The sequence below is a fragment of the Acinetobacter sp. CIP A162 genome (assembly GCF_000367905.1).
GTDB lineage: Bacteria > Pseudomonadota > Gammaproteobacteria > Pseudomonadales > Moraxellaceae > Acinetobacter > Acinetobacter lwoffii.
Genome location: NZ_KB849159.1, coordinates 413,440 through 430,459 on the forward strand (window position 1 = coordinate 413,440; position 17,020 = coordinate 430,459).

Below are 17,020 nucleotides of genomic sequence, written 5' to 3' on the forward strand. Positions count from 1 at the left end.
AATAAGGTCTGATCGTATGAGATCAATAGATGGCGTCCCTACGGGGATTCGAACCCCGGTTACCGCCGTGAAAGGGCGATGTCCTAGGCCTCTAGACGATAGGGACGTTGCGAGGTGATGCGTATATTAAGGATTAAGCCGGGGTTTGTCAAAAGGGTTTTTGCTAAAATTCATTTAACAGTTTAAACATTAGGCAAAACAAAAACTTTATTTTATTAAGATGTTATTTTCTGAACAGATTTCAGGACTATAAAAAATAAATATTTGAAAAGATCACTAAAACTTAGTGATCTGGAGTTTGATATTGCTCAGGCTGAGAGTTTTCAGCTGGGGTTGATACTGTCTCAGTCTCCGCAGTGTTGTCATCATCACGGTTGACGATATAGAGATATAGCGCGGATGGGGCTAAAATCAGTAAAACCAGTAAGATCTTTTTTAACATGATACAAAGGCAAAATATGAAATCGCATTAATTATAGCCTAAGCAAATCTAAAAGAGCAGCAGCATGTACCTATTCAGGCTCTAGAATTTAAAAGTAACATCTGCAATAAATTGGCGGCCGATTTCAGTCATCACACGTGGTCTATCATTTGAGGTCGAGCCTGTTGTATAGGTATTCACGCGGTTGGTTACGTTGTTAATGGTTAAACCAAAAATTGCCCTTAAATCTTTTGAAATTTCCCAGTCATAGGTGGTGCGCATATCCCATGTAAATTTGGGTTTAATTTCAGAGGCTAAATAGGTATCAAGCAGTTCACCTTCATATTCGACTTTGTCATTTTTATCGGAGACTGCAACCATATCATCGTAACTGTCTTTATAGCTAAAGAAGTTTGAAATACGTACAGGCAGTGTATCGAATGTAATGTCCCAATTTACTCGTGCGGTCCATGGTTGGTTAAAGTTTGGGGGAGGGCGGTCTGACCAACGGATAATTTGACCATCATAAGAGACCCATTCATCTTGAATGGCTTGATCATAGGCTGAAGTGTAATCTATATAACTGCGGAAGACTTCACTGTAGTCAAATCCCAAGGCAAATAAATGTTGGCTATCCCCCAGAGCGATCGGTTGACGATTTTTAAGTGTTAAGGTGTAGATGTCAGCTTTGCCACTTCCATCATTGTTATATTCGTAGAAGAATTTTGATCCATCGAAAGGAGTAGCTTTAGTTTTTGATATTTCATCCTGATATTTGCGATTGACCCATTTTAGCCCTAGATCCCAATTCTGGATTTGTGTATTCAGGCCTAAAGCAGTCTCGTCACTGAAAGGGGTATTGAGCGCTGAACTACGCGCACCGCTGGATAGTGCAGTTTGTGTTGCTACCCAAGGCGCATGTGGTTTTTCACGTGACAGTTTGTAGAGCAAATCATTTTGAATTTCATTCAGCTCTGTACCTAAAGTTTGCTGACCATAGTAGCGATTCCATCCCGCGGATAAATGCAATTGATCATTACTAAAGGGTTTGTAAGAGAGACGGCTACGAGGAGCAATATTGATATTACTACTTAAAGAGTCATAATCAGCGCGAACACCAAAGCGTGTTGAAAATTGATCATTCCACTGAATATTATCTTCAATAAATATATTTAGGCGATCTTGCTGAGCTTGGATAGCACCAGCTTTGTACAGAGTGCCACCAGCGATATATTGTCCATTCCAACCATTTATCGTTAGTTTATCATCACAATATGGGTCACTTTGAAGGCAGGTAGTATCTTTGCCAAGTTCTTTTAAGTTGATCTTTGTCGCGAGTAAAACATCCTCGGCTCGTTTCCACTCAACATGAGCATGGCTATAACCCGCACCTAGAGTCATGTTGTGTTGGGATTGACCAACTTTAAATGGGTCTATATTGGCTTGTAGGTCGTAAGAGAGAACGTCTTGGAGTTGTTTGATTTCTCCCATGATGGCGCCTTCTCGAACAACATCGGTATTATTCCAATCTTTACTTCCTTCGGCGTAGTACCAATGCATACTGTAGTTATTATCTGCAATGCGTTGTGTCGCCGAGTTTTGGAAATTAAGTTTATGTACGAGAGTACCTAGATTGAATTGGTGTTCGAGTTCAGAGAATAATGTAAGTGTTTCGGTTTCAGTGGTACTTCCCGAATCACGATTGCTGTCCACATAGCTCAAACTGTCCAGCAATCCATAATCCAAACCAAACTTCGCTTTGGTTGAGGCGTTTGGTGTATAAAATAATGTTGCACCAAGATTTGAGATATGTCGTTCTTGATCAATTGTTTTAGGTGTTTCAAAGCCACTTTTGACTGGAATAATGGACTCTCTTTGAGAAGCATAAGCATTAAAGCCCCAATCATTCGAGAGCTTCCCATAAATATTGGTGCTTAGACCTTGTTTGGTATATTCCTTTTGGTAGTCATCTGTAGGTTCTTCAAATTTACTTTCTTCTAAAGGTGAAATTGAGTTGTAGCGAGCCCAATCACTTTCAGTGTAATCGTAAGTGATAGAACCGTGAATTTTACCTATCTCTGTTTGCGGTGCGCATATTTTAGCATTTATAACACCACCTGTGAATTGACCATAAGCGGCAGACACATTGCTATCTAATACTTCAAGCTCACAAAGTAGGTCAGTGTTCACTGCCATAGCTTGTGCGCCAGTCCCAATATCTTGAAACGTATTTGTGTTTGAATTTGCTGGATTAATAAGTAGGTTGTTGGAAACACCATTCACAATGAAATTGTTTTGGAAGGTTTGTGCACCATTAATTGAGATTTCGGCAGGTTTAATTTCACCTTGAGAACCTGCTGCAAGTTGTGACTGACTAAACTGCACATTCGGATTCACTTTTAAAAAATCGGTAATGTTCTTTGAGCTATTTGGCGTACTTTCTAAATCTTCTTTTGAATAAACTGTTTTTCCCACTTCATTTGCTTGCTGAGCTTCGATAATAATCGTGCTGAACTTAACCGTAGCTTCCTTGAGGATGGATTCTTGATAATTTGATTCTTCTGCAAAACTAGATGTTGATAAAGCTGTTAGAACCGCAATAGAAAGTGGGGAATAAGCAAAACGCATGAGAAGGGTTAAATCTGCGAAAGATAATGGAAGTGATTATCATTAACTTAGAGTAGGTAAGAATTATTTTCATTAATTAATTGATAAAAGTGTAGGACTTGAGCAGCTTAAGATGCTGATCAAAGAAATATAAAGAAGAGAAAAAATAGATGGCGTCCCTACGGGGATTCGAACCCCGGTTACCGCCGTGAAAGGGCGATGTCCTAGGCCTCTAGACGATAGGGACGTTTAGAAGATGGCGGTATCTTATTGATCCGCCACCAGAGTGTCAAGCAGGTGAGGTGCGAGTTTGTTTAAAATATAGCAAAACAGTTCAGCGGTCTTCTGCGTATCATATAATGCAGAATGGGCTTCTTTGCCATCAAACTCAATCCCAGCCTGAATACAGGATTTTGCCAGTACGGTCTGACCAAACATCACCGCACTTAAAGTCACTGTATCGAAGACAGAAAAACTATGAAATGGGTTCTGGTTTTTGGTTCCGGTACGCGCAATCGCGGCCTGAAGAAAACCCAAATCGAAATGTGCATTGTGTCCAACTAAAACTGCATGGGTACAGTTTTGCTGGCGACGCACTTCATTCACAGATTTAAAAATACGCTTAAGCGCAGTTTTTTCATCTTCGGCCATTGCGATTCGCATCGGATTCGAAGGATCGATCCCAATAAACTCCAGCGAACGTCGGTCGAGATTTGCCCCTTCGAAAGGATTGATATGTGCATGGTAAGCTTGACCCGGCACAAATTGACCCTCCTCATTATAAACAATCGGAATGGCCGCAATTTCCAGCAATGCATCAGTCTGCGCATTAAAACCTGCAGTCTCGACATCGACAACTACAGGTAAGAATCCACGAAAACGTTGACCAATGATTGGGAGCGTTTCATTTGTCACACTTTTCTCCATTGAATGGTTTTACCAGCATACAGTGGGATAATCTGTTCACCATCCAGATAGTCTAAACTTTCAGGGATTACTTGATCTTCTTTAACCAGGGTAATGGTATTGGTATTACGTGGCAGGCCATAGAAGTCTGCACCAAAATGGCTGGCAAAACCTTCCAGGCGTTCAATTTTACCCACCTGATCAAATGCCTGAGCATACAGCTCAATGGCAGTCGGCGCACTATAACATCCTGCACAGCCACACGCATTTTCTTTTGCATTTTTTGAATGCGGCGCGCTATCTGTTCCCAGGAAAAATTTAGGATTACCGCTGGTTGCGACTTCCAGCAAAGTTTGCTGATGCGTTTGACGTTTTAAAATCGGCAAGCAGTAGAAATGCGGCTTGATCCCACCAACCAGCATGTCATTGCGGTTAAACAATAAATGTTGCGGCGTAATGGTTGCAGCGACATTACGGTCTTGCTCAAGTACAAAGTTTGCTGCTTCGCTGGTGGTGATGTGTTCGAGCACCAGTTTCAGCTTGGGAAATTGTCTGAGTAAGGGAGCCAGCACTTCATCCAGGAAACGCTTTTCACGGTCAAAAATATCGACATGATTATGCGTCACTTCACCATGTAGCAATAAAGGCACTTGGTGTTCTTCAAGCTGTTCAATTACGCCGTAGACTTTGCTCATATCGCTCACACCACTATCGGAGTTGGTGGTCGCACCCGCAGGATAGAGCTTGATGGCATTGACATGCGCAGATTCTTTGATCTTTTTAACTTCGCTTGCCGGGGTGTTGTCAGTGAAATACAGCACCATACGCGGGTCGAAATTTACCCCTTCAGGCACATGTGCCATGATACGTTCACGGTAGACATTGGCTTCTTCGACAGTTTTAACGGGTGGCACCAGATTTGGCATGCAAATGGCGCGAGAAAACTGCTTGGCTAAATCGGGAACGGTACGTTGAAGTGCTAAACCATCACGCAGGTGAACGTGCCAATCATCTGGCTGGAGAATCGTAATCGTATTCAAGGCAAATTCAGTCGAACAAATAAAACAAATGATAATCCATCTATAGTAAAAATGGTAACGAGAAAGCGCTACAAAATAAGGGATATGTATAAATTAATTTTAAAAAGTATGTTATTTTAAAATTAATAAAAAAATTACATAAATACTTGGCAATGGAATACAAGTACAATCTAGCGAAATTGCAAGATGATAAAGAAGACATAGAACAACTGATTACACGGCAAAGCCAGCGTGTAGGCCCGGTCTTCCCTCAAAATCTGGAACAAGAATTCTGGACCAAAAATCTGGAACGCGCCCGCAAACATGTCGAAAAATATGTGTGGGCTGGGGTATTGGCCTATTTCCTTTTTTTAGTGGTAATGATTCCTACAGATTACTGGAGCATCAGCAAAGAATATTTCGTGCATGATTTTGTCCTGTGTATGTTGGGCCTGCTCAATGGCGGCGTGTCATTAATCATTTTTTATATGTTCTCCTGTTTACCCAAGATCAAGCGCTTTTTTCCTCAGGCTTCGATGCTGTTGGTGTTCTGGGTACAGGTGTCAGTTTCATGTATCACCATGTCGATTAAAACTGAAGCCTTGCAGCATCAATCCATGGCGATAGTCACGATCGTGTATATCCTGGGTTATATTCTGACCGGTATTAAACCGATTCAGATGCTGGTCACCGGATTACTCGCTGCGGCAACTACTATTCTTGTATTGTTTAGCCTTTCAGTTGAATTTAATCCTATGGTTTTTGGACGGATTTTAATTGGAAGTTGCTTGCTGGGTTATGTGATTAGCCATATGATTTTTGCCCGTGAGCGTGTGATTTTTCTCTATAGTATTCGCGCCAGAATCAGTGAGCAGATCCAGCGTATTCATACCAACGAATTATTACATTTGAGTCAGTATGATGAACTGACCAAGATTTCCAATCGACGCACCTTTGATGAGACACTGGAGGTCCATTTCGAACGTGCACGCCGTGAAGAAACGGCTTTGGCGATTCTGTTTATCGATGTAGATTTCTTTAAAAATTACAACGATTTTTATGGACATCAGAAAGGTGATGATGTCATTTCGACGATTGCCAAAACCATCAAGAATGCGATCCGTCATATGGACTTTGTCGCACGTTATGGCGGGGAGGAGTTTGTAGTGCTCTTGCCAGAAACGGATGCACATGGTGCTTATGCAGTGGCTTCAAATATTTTTAAGGCGATTGACCGTCTGGAAATCCCGCATGAAAAATCCTCGGTTGCGAAACATATCACCATCAGTTTAGGCATTACCGTCTATCGTGGTGAGGAAGATATTGATAAGGATGCATTGTTGGGAATCGCGGATCAGGCGCTATATCGTGCCAAACAGCTTGGACGCAACCAGATTTATTATCAGTCTATTCGATCAGTCAATTCAGATATTGCAAATGGCTAGAGATTATTAAAATGAATAAAACAATCATCAATAAAAAACCGCGCTCAGGGCGCGGTTTTTTGCTTAAGACAAAACTTAGTTTTTGTCTTTCAGTTGTGGCACTGCAGATGCAGAACCGACTGCCAGTAAACCAGTTTCTGTATAGATGCCCAGTTTCGCACGTGTATCCGTGATATCCAGGTTACGCATAGTCAACTGACCGATACGATCCATCGGCGAGAACATAGAATCACCTTTCTCCATAGTTAAACGCTCAGCTTCATAAGTGAGGTTTGGAGATTCAGTGTTCATAATCGTGTAATCATTACCACGACGAAGTTCGATTGTTACTGTGCCAGTAACTGCTTTAGCGACCCAACGCTGTGCAGTTTCACGTAGCATAAGCGCTTGAGAATCGAACCAGCGACCTTGGTACAGCAAACGACCTAAACGTAAACCGTTAATGCGGTATTGTTCAATCGTATCTTCGTTATGAATACCCGTTACCAGACGCTCATAAGCAATGTGAAGCAGCGCCATACCCGGAGCTTCATAGATACCGCGAGATTTCGCTTCGATGATACGGTTTTCGATTTGATCCGACATACCTAGACCGTGACGGCCACCGATGCGGTTCGCTTCAAGAATAAATTCAACTGGATCTTCAATGCGTTGACCGTTAATCGCAACCGGGAAGCCTTCTTCAAAAGTAATCGATACTTCTTCAGCTTTCACTTCTACGTCATCTTTCCAGAACGCAACGCCCATGATTGGCTCAACGATTTTGATGCCTGCATTCAGGTATTCAAGATCTTTGGCTTCGTGCGTCGCACCCAGCATGTTTGAGTCAGTTGAATAAGCTTTTTCTTTTGACATTTTATAGTCAAAACCATTGTCGATCAGGAACTGTGACATTTCTGCACGGCCGCCCAGCTCGTCAATGAAGGTTTGGTCTAACCAAGGCTTGTAAATTTTAAGCGCAGGATTGGTCAACAAGCCATAACGGTAGAAACGTTCAATGTCATTGCCTTTATAAGTCGAACCGTCACCCCAGATGTTAACGTCATCTTCTTTCATGGCAGTTACAAGCATGGTGCCAGTTACTGCACGACCCAATGGTGTCGTGTTGAAATAAGGCATACCACCTGTAGAAATATGGAACGCACCACATTGAATTGCAGCAATACCTTCTAATGCAAGCTGTAAACGGCAGTCGATTAAACGTGCTTTTACTGCGCCATAAGCTTCAGCTTTTTTTGGAATCGCATCGTAATCGTCTTCGTCTGGCTGACCCAAGTTTGCTGTGTAAGCATAAGGTTCAGCGCCTTTTTGTTTCATCCACAAAAGAGCAGCAGAAGTATCTAGACCACCAGAGAAGGCAATACCAACTTTTTTACCTACTGGGACATTCTGCAAGATAGTTGCATTATCAGACATTGTTCATCCTAATGATATGAAATAGGCACGCCAGAATTGGTGGCCTGAAAAAATACATATTGCATCAATTGTATCATTAATTTATTTAGGTTTGCTTTAGAAAAGAAAAACTCGTTTTAAAATCTCTATTCAATAGGCTTAAATAATCATAAATCGCACGATTTTAACCAGAATCCTGCTGAAAAAGTAAAAAATTGGTTATATTCAGCCGAATAATTTAAAAACCAGATAAAACAGGAATAAAAGCATGGCGACTCATATCCCACCTTTACCTAATTTAAATCCTAAAACCAAGAATGAAACACTGGCACTGTTGCATGGGATTTATGCCGGCCTGATTGGTTTTAGTACAGTGCTGTTTTTATATCTTGAATATCAGCAATCCAGTATTTCCATGCTGAGTTTAGGTGTGGTGCTGCTGCTTTTAGGCTTGTTGATGTTTTTTAATATCCAGGCCAGTATAAAGGTGAAGCAGGGCAATGGTTCAGGACGTACTTTATCCAGAATAATGGCTATTCTGATGTTGCTGAGTTTTCCAATTGGTACAGTATTGGGCGTGATTGCATTATGGAAATCCAGCGCACGACAATGGCAGAACTAATTCGTCATGTATAGAAAGAACTGTTTCGAAGATTGATATTTGTGCCTGAAAATGCTGAACTCCGGGTCATAAAAAGCCGCTGAAAATCAGTTAAAGTAAGGGAATGACTTGCTCAGCCAAATATAATCAGGGATTTGTTATGACCACGACGCGCTATGCCAATATTTTAAAACCACTTCATCTGGGTTTCACCACCATTAAAAACCGGGTGGTAATGGGATCGATGCATACTGGTCTGGAAGACCGCTTCTATAACTATCCTAAACTGGCTGCGTATTTTGGTGAACGAGCAAAGGGTGGCGTAGGTCTGCTGATTACAGGGGGAATATCGCCAAACCGTCAAGGCTGGTTGTTGCCGGCGGGCGGTACCATGAATACCTTGGGCGATATTGCGCCACATCGTCTGGTAACGCATGCAGTGCATAAGCATGGCGCCAAAATTCTTTTGCAGATTCTGCATGCCGGACGTTATGGCTATCAGCCTTTTGTGGTTTCAGCCAGTCCGATCAAATCGCCGATTTCTCCTTTTAAACCGCGTGAAATGTCAGATAAACAGATTCTGAATACCATTCAGGATTATGTAAAAACTGCCAGCATTGCCAAAAAAGCCGGCTATGATGGCGTGGAAATCATGGGTTCTGAAGGCTATTTGCTGAATCAGTTTTTAAGCCGTCATGTCAATCAGCGTAACGACCGTTGGGGTGGCCCGATCGAAAACCGGATGCGTTTTGCCGTAGAAATTGTTAAAGCGATTCGTTCTGAAATTGGTGAGAAATTTATTATCTGTTTCCGTTTGTCGCTTCTCGATTTGGTGCATGATGGCAATACCATGCAGGAAGTCATTACCGTAGCTAAAGCTTTGGAAAAGGCTGGAATTACTTTGCTCAATACCGGGATTGGCTGGCATGAAGCACGTATTCCCACCATTGTGACTTCTGTACCGCGAGCTGCTTTTGTTGATTATACCGCTGAAGTCAAAAAACATGTTTCAGTGCCGGTGATTGCATCCAACCGGATCAATATGCCAGACACTGCCGAGGCGATTCTGGCCTCTGGTCAGGCAGATATGGTGCAGATGGCACGTCCACTTTTGGCCGATGCTTTCTGGGTCAATAAAACCGCGACCAATCGTGTTGATGAAATCAATACCTGTATTGCCTGTAATCAGGCTTGTCTGGATCATACCTTTAAAAACCAGCGGGCAACCTGTCTGGTCAATCCGCGTGCCGCTTATGAAACCGAACTGGTTTATATCAAAACCAAAAAACCGAAAAGTATTGCAGTGATTGGCGGGGGAGTTGCAGGTCTGTCTGCTGCTACGGTCGCAGCCAGTCGCGGGCATGATGTGACGCTTTTTGAGGCCAATCATGAAGTAGGCGGGCAGTTCAACCTGGCTAAAGTCATTCCAGGGAAAGAGGAATTTCACGAAACGATTCGTTATTTTAAAGTGCAGCTAGAAAAAACCGGAGTTGATCTGCGTCTCAATACCCGTGTCAATCGCGAGCAGTTGGAGCGTGAAGGTTTTGATGAGGTGATTGTGGCTACAGGTGTCGTGCCGCGTGCCTTGAATATCGAAGGCAGTCAGGCACCACAAGTCTTGTCTTATGCAGAAGTGCTACGCGGCGCGCCTGTCGGTGATCGTGTTGCGGTCATCGGCGCGGGTGGTATTGGTTTTGATGTGTCGGAGTTTTTATTAAAGCCGCCGCATCAGGTACAGCCGCAACCTGTGGATGAGTGGAAACGTGAATGGGGTGTTGATTCCCAACCAGATTATGTGACTGAAGGCGGGTTACAGCGTGCTGAAGTCGAACCACCAGTACGGGAAATTTATTTATTACAACGTAAAAAAACACCACTTGGCGCAGGACTGGGCAAGACTTCAGGCTGGGTACATCGTGCCCAGTTAAAAAAACATGCCGTGCGGATGTTGCGCGGTGTGCAATATAAATCTGTCACGGATGAAGGCTTATGGATTGAGGTAGATGGCCATGCTCAATTATTGCGTGTGGATACCATTGTGGTATGTGCAGGTCAGGAATCGGTAAAAGACCTGATGCCGAGTGCTGGGGAAAATACCTTGGCGCAGTATCATATTATTGGCGGTGCAAAACTGGCTGCTGAACTCGATGCCAAGCGCGCCATTCGTGAGGGAGCGGAATTAGCAGCTAAACTGTAAGGATTTGATGAAACTATATGCAGTTGATTGCATTCACTGTAATTTTCACTTGTCAGCCGGACAAAAGCTCCGTATTATTGCGCCCATGGAAGCGTGGCAGAGCGGTTTAATGCACCGGTCTTGAAAACCGACGAGGGTGTGAGTCCTCCGTGAGTTCGAATCTCACCGCTTCCGCCAAATTTTAAAAACCCCAGTCGAAAGATTGGGGTTTTTTTATTTCTATGATTTTAATAAAACGATTTAAAATAAGCTGATAGCGAACAAAGTCAAAATTTTAAAATTCCATAATTAATAAATATTCTTTAATTGCCTACTTCAATTTTGATTAATGCCAACGCAATTCTTTCCACATGTTGGTAAGCCGGTTGTTCCAGTTCTTCACCAAAAATATCCGGGTCAATTTCTTCATAGGACCAGATTATATTTTGATGCTGTTTCATCAAATCTTTAAGATGCTGCAAAAACAGATTGCCATGTTCAGTCACGGTCACACCGGTATATAGAAATAAATGTCCGCCAGAATTCAGGCGCTGTAGACCTTCTTTTATAATCCTGAATGATAAATCACAGCCATCCAGCGCATTACCGCCATGACGATATTGACGTTGTTCGGGATCAATTAAATACGGTGGATTAGCAAAAATCAGATCAAATTTTCCATCAAGATTGGAAAATAAATTACTTTGAACCGGATGAATATGGTTTAAGCCGGCAAAACTGATATTAATCTGGCTATAGAGCAAGGCTTTGGGATTCAGGTCTGCAACCATCATTTCATTCACATCTGGAAAATGTCTGGCAATACTGATTGCGGCTGCTGAAGTGCCACAACACATTTCCACGACCCGTTTGAAAGGGTGAGTCTGAGCAGCTAGATATTGCTTGAGATGATAGATAAAGCGATAAGTATCCGGACCAAAAAATACCGCATCTTGCTGAGTAGTCGGAAAAGCTGAATGAATAAAGAGTTCGCCATCGAGTGAAGAAACTCGAATCTGACTCAAGTATTGATCTTCCTGAACCTGTAGAAGTTGATGTTCTTGCAATAATTCAAACAGAACGGGATCAAGATCAGTTTTTTTAAAGTTTAGATTCCAGCCAAAGATATCCTGAAGGGTTCTGTGCTTATAAATTTTATTCTTTTTCCGATTCAGAATTCGCTGGTGGGAAAGTGGTGTAATGGTCGTGAACTGATAATCTTGTTGTTTTAAAAAGGCTAATAAATAAAACAAAGCTTGTTGCTGGATGCTTTGCATCTCTAAAATCTGGTTCATACGGATATGCTCTTCTATTTATTTAACCTACATGAAAAGATCAATTCACTTTATGGCTGCAAAAGACAATATCAAAACCAGTCGCGAATGATCAAAGCTATACAGCAATGGATTTCATAGAAATGGATCAGTTTATATTCACCTAAATAATGCATTGCTTAGGTAAAAATGTGATGAGAATTGGTTGGATTTGTATAGGTAGCAGGCATAATTTTCTTAGTTAAGAAACCTTATTATGATATTGCCACCTATTATTTCTTATTTACGATTATATGTATAAAAATGGCTATTAATCACTGGGATCAATAGCCATTAGAGCTGAGAGCTTTAAAAGCTTAGTTGGGTACTTCCGGCAAATCAAACCAGATCACTTGCGCATCTTCGCTTGCTTTAATTTCTGTATCATCTAGAAAAGCAATTGCGCCGCCCGCTTCCACTGTATGTTCAGCGATCTGGACAGTGCCAGAAACAACATGTACATAATTAATATGCTGGGTCGCTTTCACTTCCAGACTTTGGCCTTGCTGAATCACCGCAGTTTTGACTTCGGCATTCTGACGAATATGCATCGGTGCATTGTCATTCGGACCACAAATCAAATGCCACTGGTTCGGTTGCTCATGCGGGTCAAGACGGATTTGCTGATAATTCGGCTTGGCATCACGTTCATTTGGAATAATCCAGATTTGCAGTAAATGGACCTGTTCGTCGCCTTGGTTCATTTCACTGTGTCGCACACCGGTTCCTGCACTCATCAGTTGCCATTCACCCGCAGCGATTCCGCCATGATTGCCCATGCTATCCTGATGGGTAATGGTTCCTTTCAGCACACAGGTCAGGATTTCCATATTGTCATGTGGATGTGTTCCAAAACCCTGATGTCCATCAATTAGATCATCATTAATAACGCGTAAAGCACTGATACCCATATACTTTGGGTTATACCAGTTACCAAATGAGAAGCTGTGTTTAGACTCCAGCCAGCCCATTTTTACATGACCACGATTTTCGCTAGGATGTAGAAAAGCATTCATGATTTTATCTCGACATTATTTTTAACTTGAGATCATCATACTGTCGTTTTATAACTGAAAAAATCTCAAATAGGCGACAGATCATTGCATTTTTGCAACGACAGAGCTGAAAGTAAATATAAGGAATAAAAAAGCCCGCTCAAAAGCAGGCTATTTTTATTCAAATCGGCAGACCGATCATCATTCTAAGAAACGAACCGTTACCCCAGATTTGACTTTACGGCCAAGATCATTGGCATCCCAGTTAGTCAAACGAATACAACCATGTGACGCTGTTTTCGAAATGGTAGACGGGTTTGGTGTTCCGTGAATACCAAATGATTTCTTGCTTAAACCAATCCAGATATTCCCGACAGGACCGTTAGGACCCGGTGGTAAAGATAGTGGTTTTAAGTTTTTACCTTGTACAAAGTTAGACGGTGAATAGCTGTACCAAGGGTTTGGTGCAACACCTGTTACTTTATAGGTTCCGGTCGGAGATGGTGTATCCGCACTACCAATGGTGGCAGGGAATGACGCGATCATTTGATTTTTACTGTTAAATAAGTACAGTTGTTTCGCACCTTTATGTGCAACAATCAAGTGAATACCTTCAGGCAAGTCATTACGTACATTACTGACCAGTAATTTTTCCCCAACTTTATTAAAGTTAGCATTTGGATTGAGTTTCTTTAAGAAATTCTCATCCATATGGAATTTTTCGCTCAACATTTCACTGACACGTGTGTAGTACAAGCCTTTCATTTTCGCCTGTAACGCATAATCTGAAGGAATAGACTTGGCAAATGGGCCTGCCAGATCTTTTTCAGTAATGGTGTATTCAACAAAGGCTGGCTTAGAACCCTGACGTGCAACTAGTTTATCCCAGGTTTCCTGAGTCAAAACACCTGTCGGTTTAATGCCATTCATTTGCTGGAAAGATGCAATGGCTTTTAGTGTATTTTTACCGCTGGTTCCGTCAATCGCACCTGGTGATGCATGGGCATTATTCAGCATGACATGCGCACGTGCGTAAACTGGGAATTGACCTGCACCGATATTTTCATACCATTGGGCATTGTTTAAACCGTCTAAAGTCCAAGAAGCTTTGGTCATCGCAGAGTTAGTCGGTGCTTTGGTATTTGGTGCTGCGCCAACAGAGGCAGTCTGATCTTCGGTATCCTGTAGCTCATTCAGCGCTTCAGATGCCTGTTTTAAGTCTTGTTGTTCTTGTGCAGTAATTTGCGCTTCTGCAGGTGCTGCTTGGGCCGCTGAAGCTTCAGTTGCTAATGGATCAATCGGATCTTGCACTGCAACATCAGTCACCACTTGGGGTTTTAATGGTTGTTCAGCAGTAGACGCGGCAAAAACTTGACCTGCGAAAATGCAACCTAGACTCACAGCGAGCATTGTGCGAACGAACATGTAACTCAACCTTAAGAATTATTTCTTTAACTATGTGAAAAAACACTATAAGTATTACAGAAAAAATGTGGAGATGCAGTAGTTGTTTTGTGTAAATCACTAGGTTGCCGTTCAATCCGATCGGTTTTTAAAGTTGCCAGAAGTTATTAAAACTGCGGCCTTTTTGCTATGATGTTGGCAATGTCAAAGAAAGATGGGAATGTGAATGACGACCTTAAAAAATGATCGTTTTCTGCGCGCATTGTTGCGTGAGCCTGTAGATGCTACGCCAGTATGGATGATGCGTCAGGCTGGCCGTTATTTGCCTGAGTACCGCGAAACGCGTACCAAGGCAGGAGATTTCCTTTCGCTTTGCAAGAATACTGAACTGGCCTGTGAAGTAACTTTGCAGCCTTTACGCCGTTATGATCTTGATGCCGCGATTTTATTCTCGGATATCTTGACGGTTCCGGATGCTTTGGGACTGGGGCTGTATTTTGAAGCCGGTGAAGGCCCGAAATTTCACAAGACCATCCGTACCGAACAGGATGTCGCCAATCTGCCTGCATTTAATGCCAAGTCGGATCTGGATTATGTGATGAATGCCGTTTCGACCATTCGTTCAGCCTTGGGCGGTCAGGTTCCTCTGATTGGTTTCTCGGGCAGTCCATGGACTCTGGCAACGTATATGGTCGAAGGCGGTTCAAGCAAGGATTTCCGTTTTACCAAACAGATGATGTATGCGCAGCCTGAAGTTTTGCATGCTTTACTGGATCGTCTGGCTGATGCAGTGACTGAATATTTGAATGCGCAGATCTATGCGGGTGCACAAGCGGTACAGATCTTTGATAGTTGGGGTGGGGCATTAGCACATCGTGAATATATCGAGTTCTCGCTGAACTATATGCAGAAGATTGTCGCTGGTTTGCAACGTGAGAAAGACGGCCGCAAGATTCCGGTAATTCTGTTTACCAAAGGTGGCGGTCAATGGTTGGAACCGATGATTACGACAGGCGCAGATGCATTTGGTCTGGACTGGACCACGCCATTGAATGTCGCTCGTCAAACGGTTGCTGGTCGTGCAGCACTTCAGGGTAACCTGGATCCTGCAACTTTATATGGTTCATCAGACACCATCATTAAAGCGACAAAAGCCATGCTGGATGATGCCTATGCCAATGGCGAGAAAACCGGTTATGTTGCCAATTTAGGTCATGGTATTACCCAGTGGGTTGATCCGGCGAATCCAAAAGCATTTATTGATACCGTACATGAGTATAGTGCCAAATATCTTTAGGATGTAAACCTTGATCGATCTATTCAAATCAGGGTTTGAATTTACTTATAAGGCAGCTTCGGCTGCCTTATTTGGGATTTTACTCCTGCTCGCTTTTGCGCTGACTGCTTCTATGGGCAGCGATCTCTTCTTTGGTTTTTACCGGTATGACTATCTGCTTTTTTTTGCTTTGCTGATTCAGGTGATATTGCTCTATACCAAACTGGAATCCTGGGCTGAAGCCAAAGTGATTGCGTTATTTCATCTCATGGCCATGGTGATGGAAATCTTCCTGACCCATCCGGCAATTGCTTCCTGGCATTACCCTCAACCCGCAATATTTAAAATCCTGACCGTGCCTTTATTTGCCGGTTTTATGTATTCTGCGGTCGGCAGTTTTTTTGCGCGCTCTTTACGTCTATATCAGGTTTCATTTGAAAAACTGCCGCGTTTTAGCCATATGCTGACATTGGCTGTCTTGTCTTATATCAACTTTATGAGCAAGTTTTTTATTCCCGATTATCGGGTGATTTTATTTGTCTGGAGCGTGCTGATGTTCTGGAAAACCAGAATTCGCTTTCAGCTGAATCGGCATACTTTTCAGTTGCCGATGTTACCCGTACTGCTGATTCTGGCGTTTATTATCTGGATTGCCGAGAACATCAGTACCTTTTACCAGATCTGGCTCTATCCAAGCCAGATTGAGCAATGGCATATGGTGGGATGGGGCAAACTGGGCTCCTGGTATTTGTTGTTATTGCTGAGTCTGGTGTTAGTACTGAAAATCTTGGGACAGCGTAATTCACAAGGCGATTGGGCGCTCAAGGAACAGTAAAATCAATCAGGTTATGTTTATGTAAAGCATACATTTTTTCAATTGCGCCAAACTTGACTTGTCGCTACTCTGCTGAGTATGTAATTTAAATTACATTATTAGAGTAATAACAAAGATTGCATGAGAATAATTGGAGAATAACTATGTTGAAAAAAATTATGCTGGCGGCGGTATTGGCGACTGGTTCAAGCATGGCGATGGCTGACCGAGATGTCGGTTGTGGTATCGGAAGCCAGGTGTGGGCGGGTCAGTCTGGTATTATTCCTAAACTCTTTGCAGGTACGACCAACGTTCTGTTCACGAATCAGTGGCTCGGGATCACTTTTGGTACTTTAGGTTGTAGCCAGGGCGGTACCGTAACCGCTCAAGTGGTGACCTTTACCAATGAAAACGCTGAAACATTGGCGCGTGATATGGCAGTTGGAGAGGGTGAAAGCCTGAATGTTCTGGCTGAACTTTTGAATATTAAATCTGAAGATAAAGCTCGTTTCTTTAGCGTTTCCAAGCAGAATTTCTCTGAAATTTATTCCGAAGAAAACCAGAATACATTACAAGTTTTAAGCACCTTACAAACTGTGATGGCCAAAGATGAAGTATTGAAATCCTACATCTGATCCGCACCCTAAA

Annotated in this window: 14 protein-coding genes and 3 tRNA genes; 7 read left to right on the top strand and 10 right to left on the bottom strand. The window is 42.5% G+C overall.

From position 1 onward, the window contains the following. Window positions 1-30: 30 nt before the first annotated feature. The 6 genes from F995_RS08230 to pyrC form a co-directional block, all read right to left on the bottom strand. Window positions 31-106: transfer RNA gene (locus F995_RS08230), tRNA-Glu, on the bottom strand. A gap of 177 nt (window positions 107-283) precedes the next feature. Then, window positions 284-442, bottom strand: a complete 159-nt coding sequence (locus F995_RS16785; RefSeq protein WP_004646377.1) for a hypothetical protein — start codon at window positions 440-442, stop codon at window positions 284-286. A gap of 81 nt (window positions 443-523) precedes the next feature. After that, complete coding sequence (locus tag F995_RS08235; RefSeq protein WP_004646378.1) at window positions 524-3,049, bottom strand: TonB-dependent receptor plug domain-containing protein; 2,526 nt, start codon at window positions 3,047-3,049, stop codon at window positions 524-526. A gap of 150 nt (window positions 3,050-3,199) precedes the next feature. Then, window positions 3,200-3,275, bottom strand: a tRNA-Glu gene (locus F995_RS08240). Window positions 3,276-3,295: 20 nt separating this feature from the next. Next, entirely contained in the window at window positions 3,296-3,955 is a 660-nt protein-coding gene (gene rnt, locus F995_RS08245; RefSeq protein ID WP_004279557.1) for a ribonuclease T, read from the bottom strand. Next, window positions 3,940-4,974, bottom strand: coding sequence for a dihydroorotase (gene pyrC / locus F995_RS08250; RefSeq protein ID WP_004646380.1), 1,035 nt, complete (start codon window positions 4,972-4,974; stop codon window positions 3,940-3,942). Before pyrC ends, rnt begins: the two co-directional genes overlap by 16 nt. A gap of 152 nt (window positions 4,975-5,126) precedes the next feature. Here pyrC and F995_RS08255 point away from each other — a divergent pair, with 152 nt between their 5' ends. Next, window positions 5,127-6,398 carry a GGDEF domain-containing protein gene (locus F995_RS08255; RefSeq protein ID WP_004646381.1) on the top strand — a complete coding sequence of 424 codons (1,272 nt, stop codon included), beginning with the start codon at window positions 5,127-5,129 and terminating at the stop codon, window positions 6,396-6,398. Window positions 6,399-6,473: 75 nt separating this feature from the next. On the opposite strand, the gene argG is transcribed toward F995_RS08255, so the two are convergent. Next, a complete protein-coding gene (gene argG, locus F995_RS08260; RefSeq protein WP_004279561.1) occupies window positions 6,474-7,814 on the bottom strand; it encodes an argininosuccinate synthase in 1,341 nt (446 codons plus the stop codon). 247 nt (window positions 7,815-8,061) lie between these two features. Here argG and F995_RS08265 point away from each other — a divergent pair, with 247 nt between their 5' ends. The 3 genes from F995_RS08265 (at window position 8,062) to F995_RS08275 (ending at window position 10,768) form a co-directional block, all read left to right on the top strand. Beyond that, window positions 8,062-8,415 carry a hypothetical protein gene (locus F995_RS08265; protein WP_004646383.1) on the top strand — a complete coding sequence of 118 codons (354 nt, stop codon included), beginning with the start codon at window positions 8,062-8,064 and terminating at the stop codon, window positions 8,413-8,415. 139 nt (window positions 8,416-8,554) lie between these two features. Then, on the top strand, window positions 8,555-10,591 hold the full coding sequence (locus F995_RS08270; RefSeq protein ID WP_004646384.1) for an NADPH-dependent 2,4-dienoyl-CoA reductase: 2,037 nt from the start codon (window positions 8,555-8,557) through the stop codon (window positions 10,589-10,591). Between the two features lie 87 nt (window positions 10,592-10,678). Continuing rightward, window positions 10,679-10,768, top strand: a tRNA-Ser gene (locus tag F995_RS08275). Between the two features lie 125 nt (window positions 10,769-10,893). Here the strand turns inward: F995_RS08275 and F995_RS08280 are convergent. The 3 genes from F995_RS08280 to F995_RS08290 all read right to left on the bottom strand — a co-directional run bounded on the left by F995_RS08280 (window position 10,894) and on the right by F995_RS08290 (window position 14,303). Then, window positions 10,894-11,865 carry a methyltransferase gene (locus tag F995_RS08280; protein WP_004646385.1) on the bottom strand — a complete coding sequence of 324 codons (972 nt, stop codon included), beginning with the start codon at window positions 11,863-11,865 and terminating at the stop codon, window positions 10,894-10,896. A gap of 335 nt (window positions 11,866-12,200) precedes the next feature. Next, window positions 12,201-12,899 (bottom strand): pirin family protein, encoded by a 699-nt coding sequence (locus tag F995_RS08285; protein WP_004646386.1) that lies wholly within the window; start codon window positions 12,897-12,899, stop codon window positions 12,201-12,203. Window positions 12,900-13,079: 180 nt separating this feature from the next. Continuing rightward, on the bottom strand, window positions 13,080-14,303 hold the full coding sequence (locus F995_RS08290; protein WP_004646387.1) for a L,D-transpeptidase family protein: 1,224 nt from the start codon (window positions 14,301-14,303) through the stop codon (window positions 13,080-13,082). A gap of 205 nt (window positions 14,304-14,508) precedes the next feature. Between F995_RS08290 and hemE the strand changes: the two genes are divergently transcribed. The 3 genes from hemE to F995_RS08305 all read left to right on the top strand — a co-directional run bounded on the left by hemE (window position 14,509) and on the right by F995_RS08305 (window position 17,007). Beyond that, window positions 14,509-15,579, top strand: coding sequence for a uroporphyrinogen decarboxylase (gene hemE / locus F995_RS08295; RefSeq protein ID WP_004646388.1), 1,071 nt, complete (start codon window positions 14,509-14,511; stop codon window positions 15,577-15,579). Between the two features lie 10 nt (window positions 15,580-15,589). Beyond that, window positions 15,590-16,393: a DUF817 family protein gene (locus tag F995_RS08300; protein ID WP_004646389.1), complete on the top strand. Its 804-nt coding sequence runs from the start codon at window positions 15,590-15,592 to the stop codon at window positions 16,391-16,393. A 143-nt stretch (window positions 16,394-16,536) separates the two neighbouring features. Further along, window positions 16,537-17,007, top strand: coding sequence for a DUF3015 family protein (locus tag F995_RS08305; RefSeq protein ID WP_004646390.1), 471 nt, complete (start codon window positions 16,537-16,539; stop codon window positions 17,005-17,007). The last annotated feature ends 13 nt before the right edge of the window (window positions 17,008-17,020 follow it).

Bases quoted from the DNA above. Each gene is read 5' to 3' on its own strand.
- F995_RS08305 (WP_004646390.1), top strand. From the start codon at position 16,537: ATGTTGAAAAAAATTATGCTGGCGGCGGTATTGGCGACTGGTTCAAGC.
- rnt (WP_004279557.1), bottom strand. From the start codon at position 3,955: ATGGAGAAAAGTGTGACAAATGAAACGCTCCCAATCATTGGTCAACGT.
- F995_RS16785 (WP_004646377.1), bottom strand. From the start codon at position 442: ATGTTAAAAAAGATCTTACTGGTTTTACTGATTTTAGCCCCATCCGCG.
- F995_RS08265 (WP_004646383.1), top strand. From the start codon at position 8,062: ATGGCGACTCATATCCCACCTTTACCTAATTTAAATCCTAAAACCAAG.
- F995_RS08235 (WP_004646378.1), bottom strand. From the start codon at position 3,049: ATGCGTTTTGCTTATTCCCCACTTTCTATTGCGGTTCTAACAGCTTTA.
- F995_RS08280 (WP_004646385.1), bottom strand. From the start codon at position 11,865: ATGAACCAGATTTTAGAGATGCAAAGCATCCAGCAACAAGCTTTGTTT.
- F995_RS08255 (WP_004646381.1), top strand. From the start codon at position 5,127: ATGGAATACAAGTACAATCTAGCGAAATTGCAAGATGATAAAGAAGAC.
- hemE (WP_004646388.1), top strand. From the start codon at position 14,509: ATGACGACCTTAAAAAATGATCGTTTTCTGCGCGCATTGTTGCGTGAG.
- argG (WP_004279561.1), bottom strand. From the start codon at position 7,814: ATGTCTGATAATGCAACTATCTTGCAGAATGTCCCAGTAGGTAAAAAA.
- F995_RS08285 (WP_004646386.1), bottom strand. From the start codon at position 12,899: ATGAATGCTTTTCTACATCCTAGCGAAAATCGTGGTCATGTAAAAATG.
- F995_RS08270 (WP_004646384.1), top strand. From the start codon at position 8,555: ATGACCACGACGCGCTATGCCAATATTTTAAAACCACTTCATCTGGGT.
- F995_RS08290 (WP_004646387.1), bottom strand. From the start codon at position 14,303: ATGTTCGTTCGCACAATGCTCGCTGTGAGTCTAGGTTGCATTTTCGCA.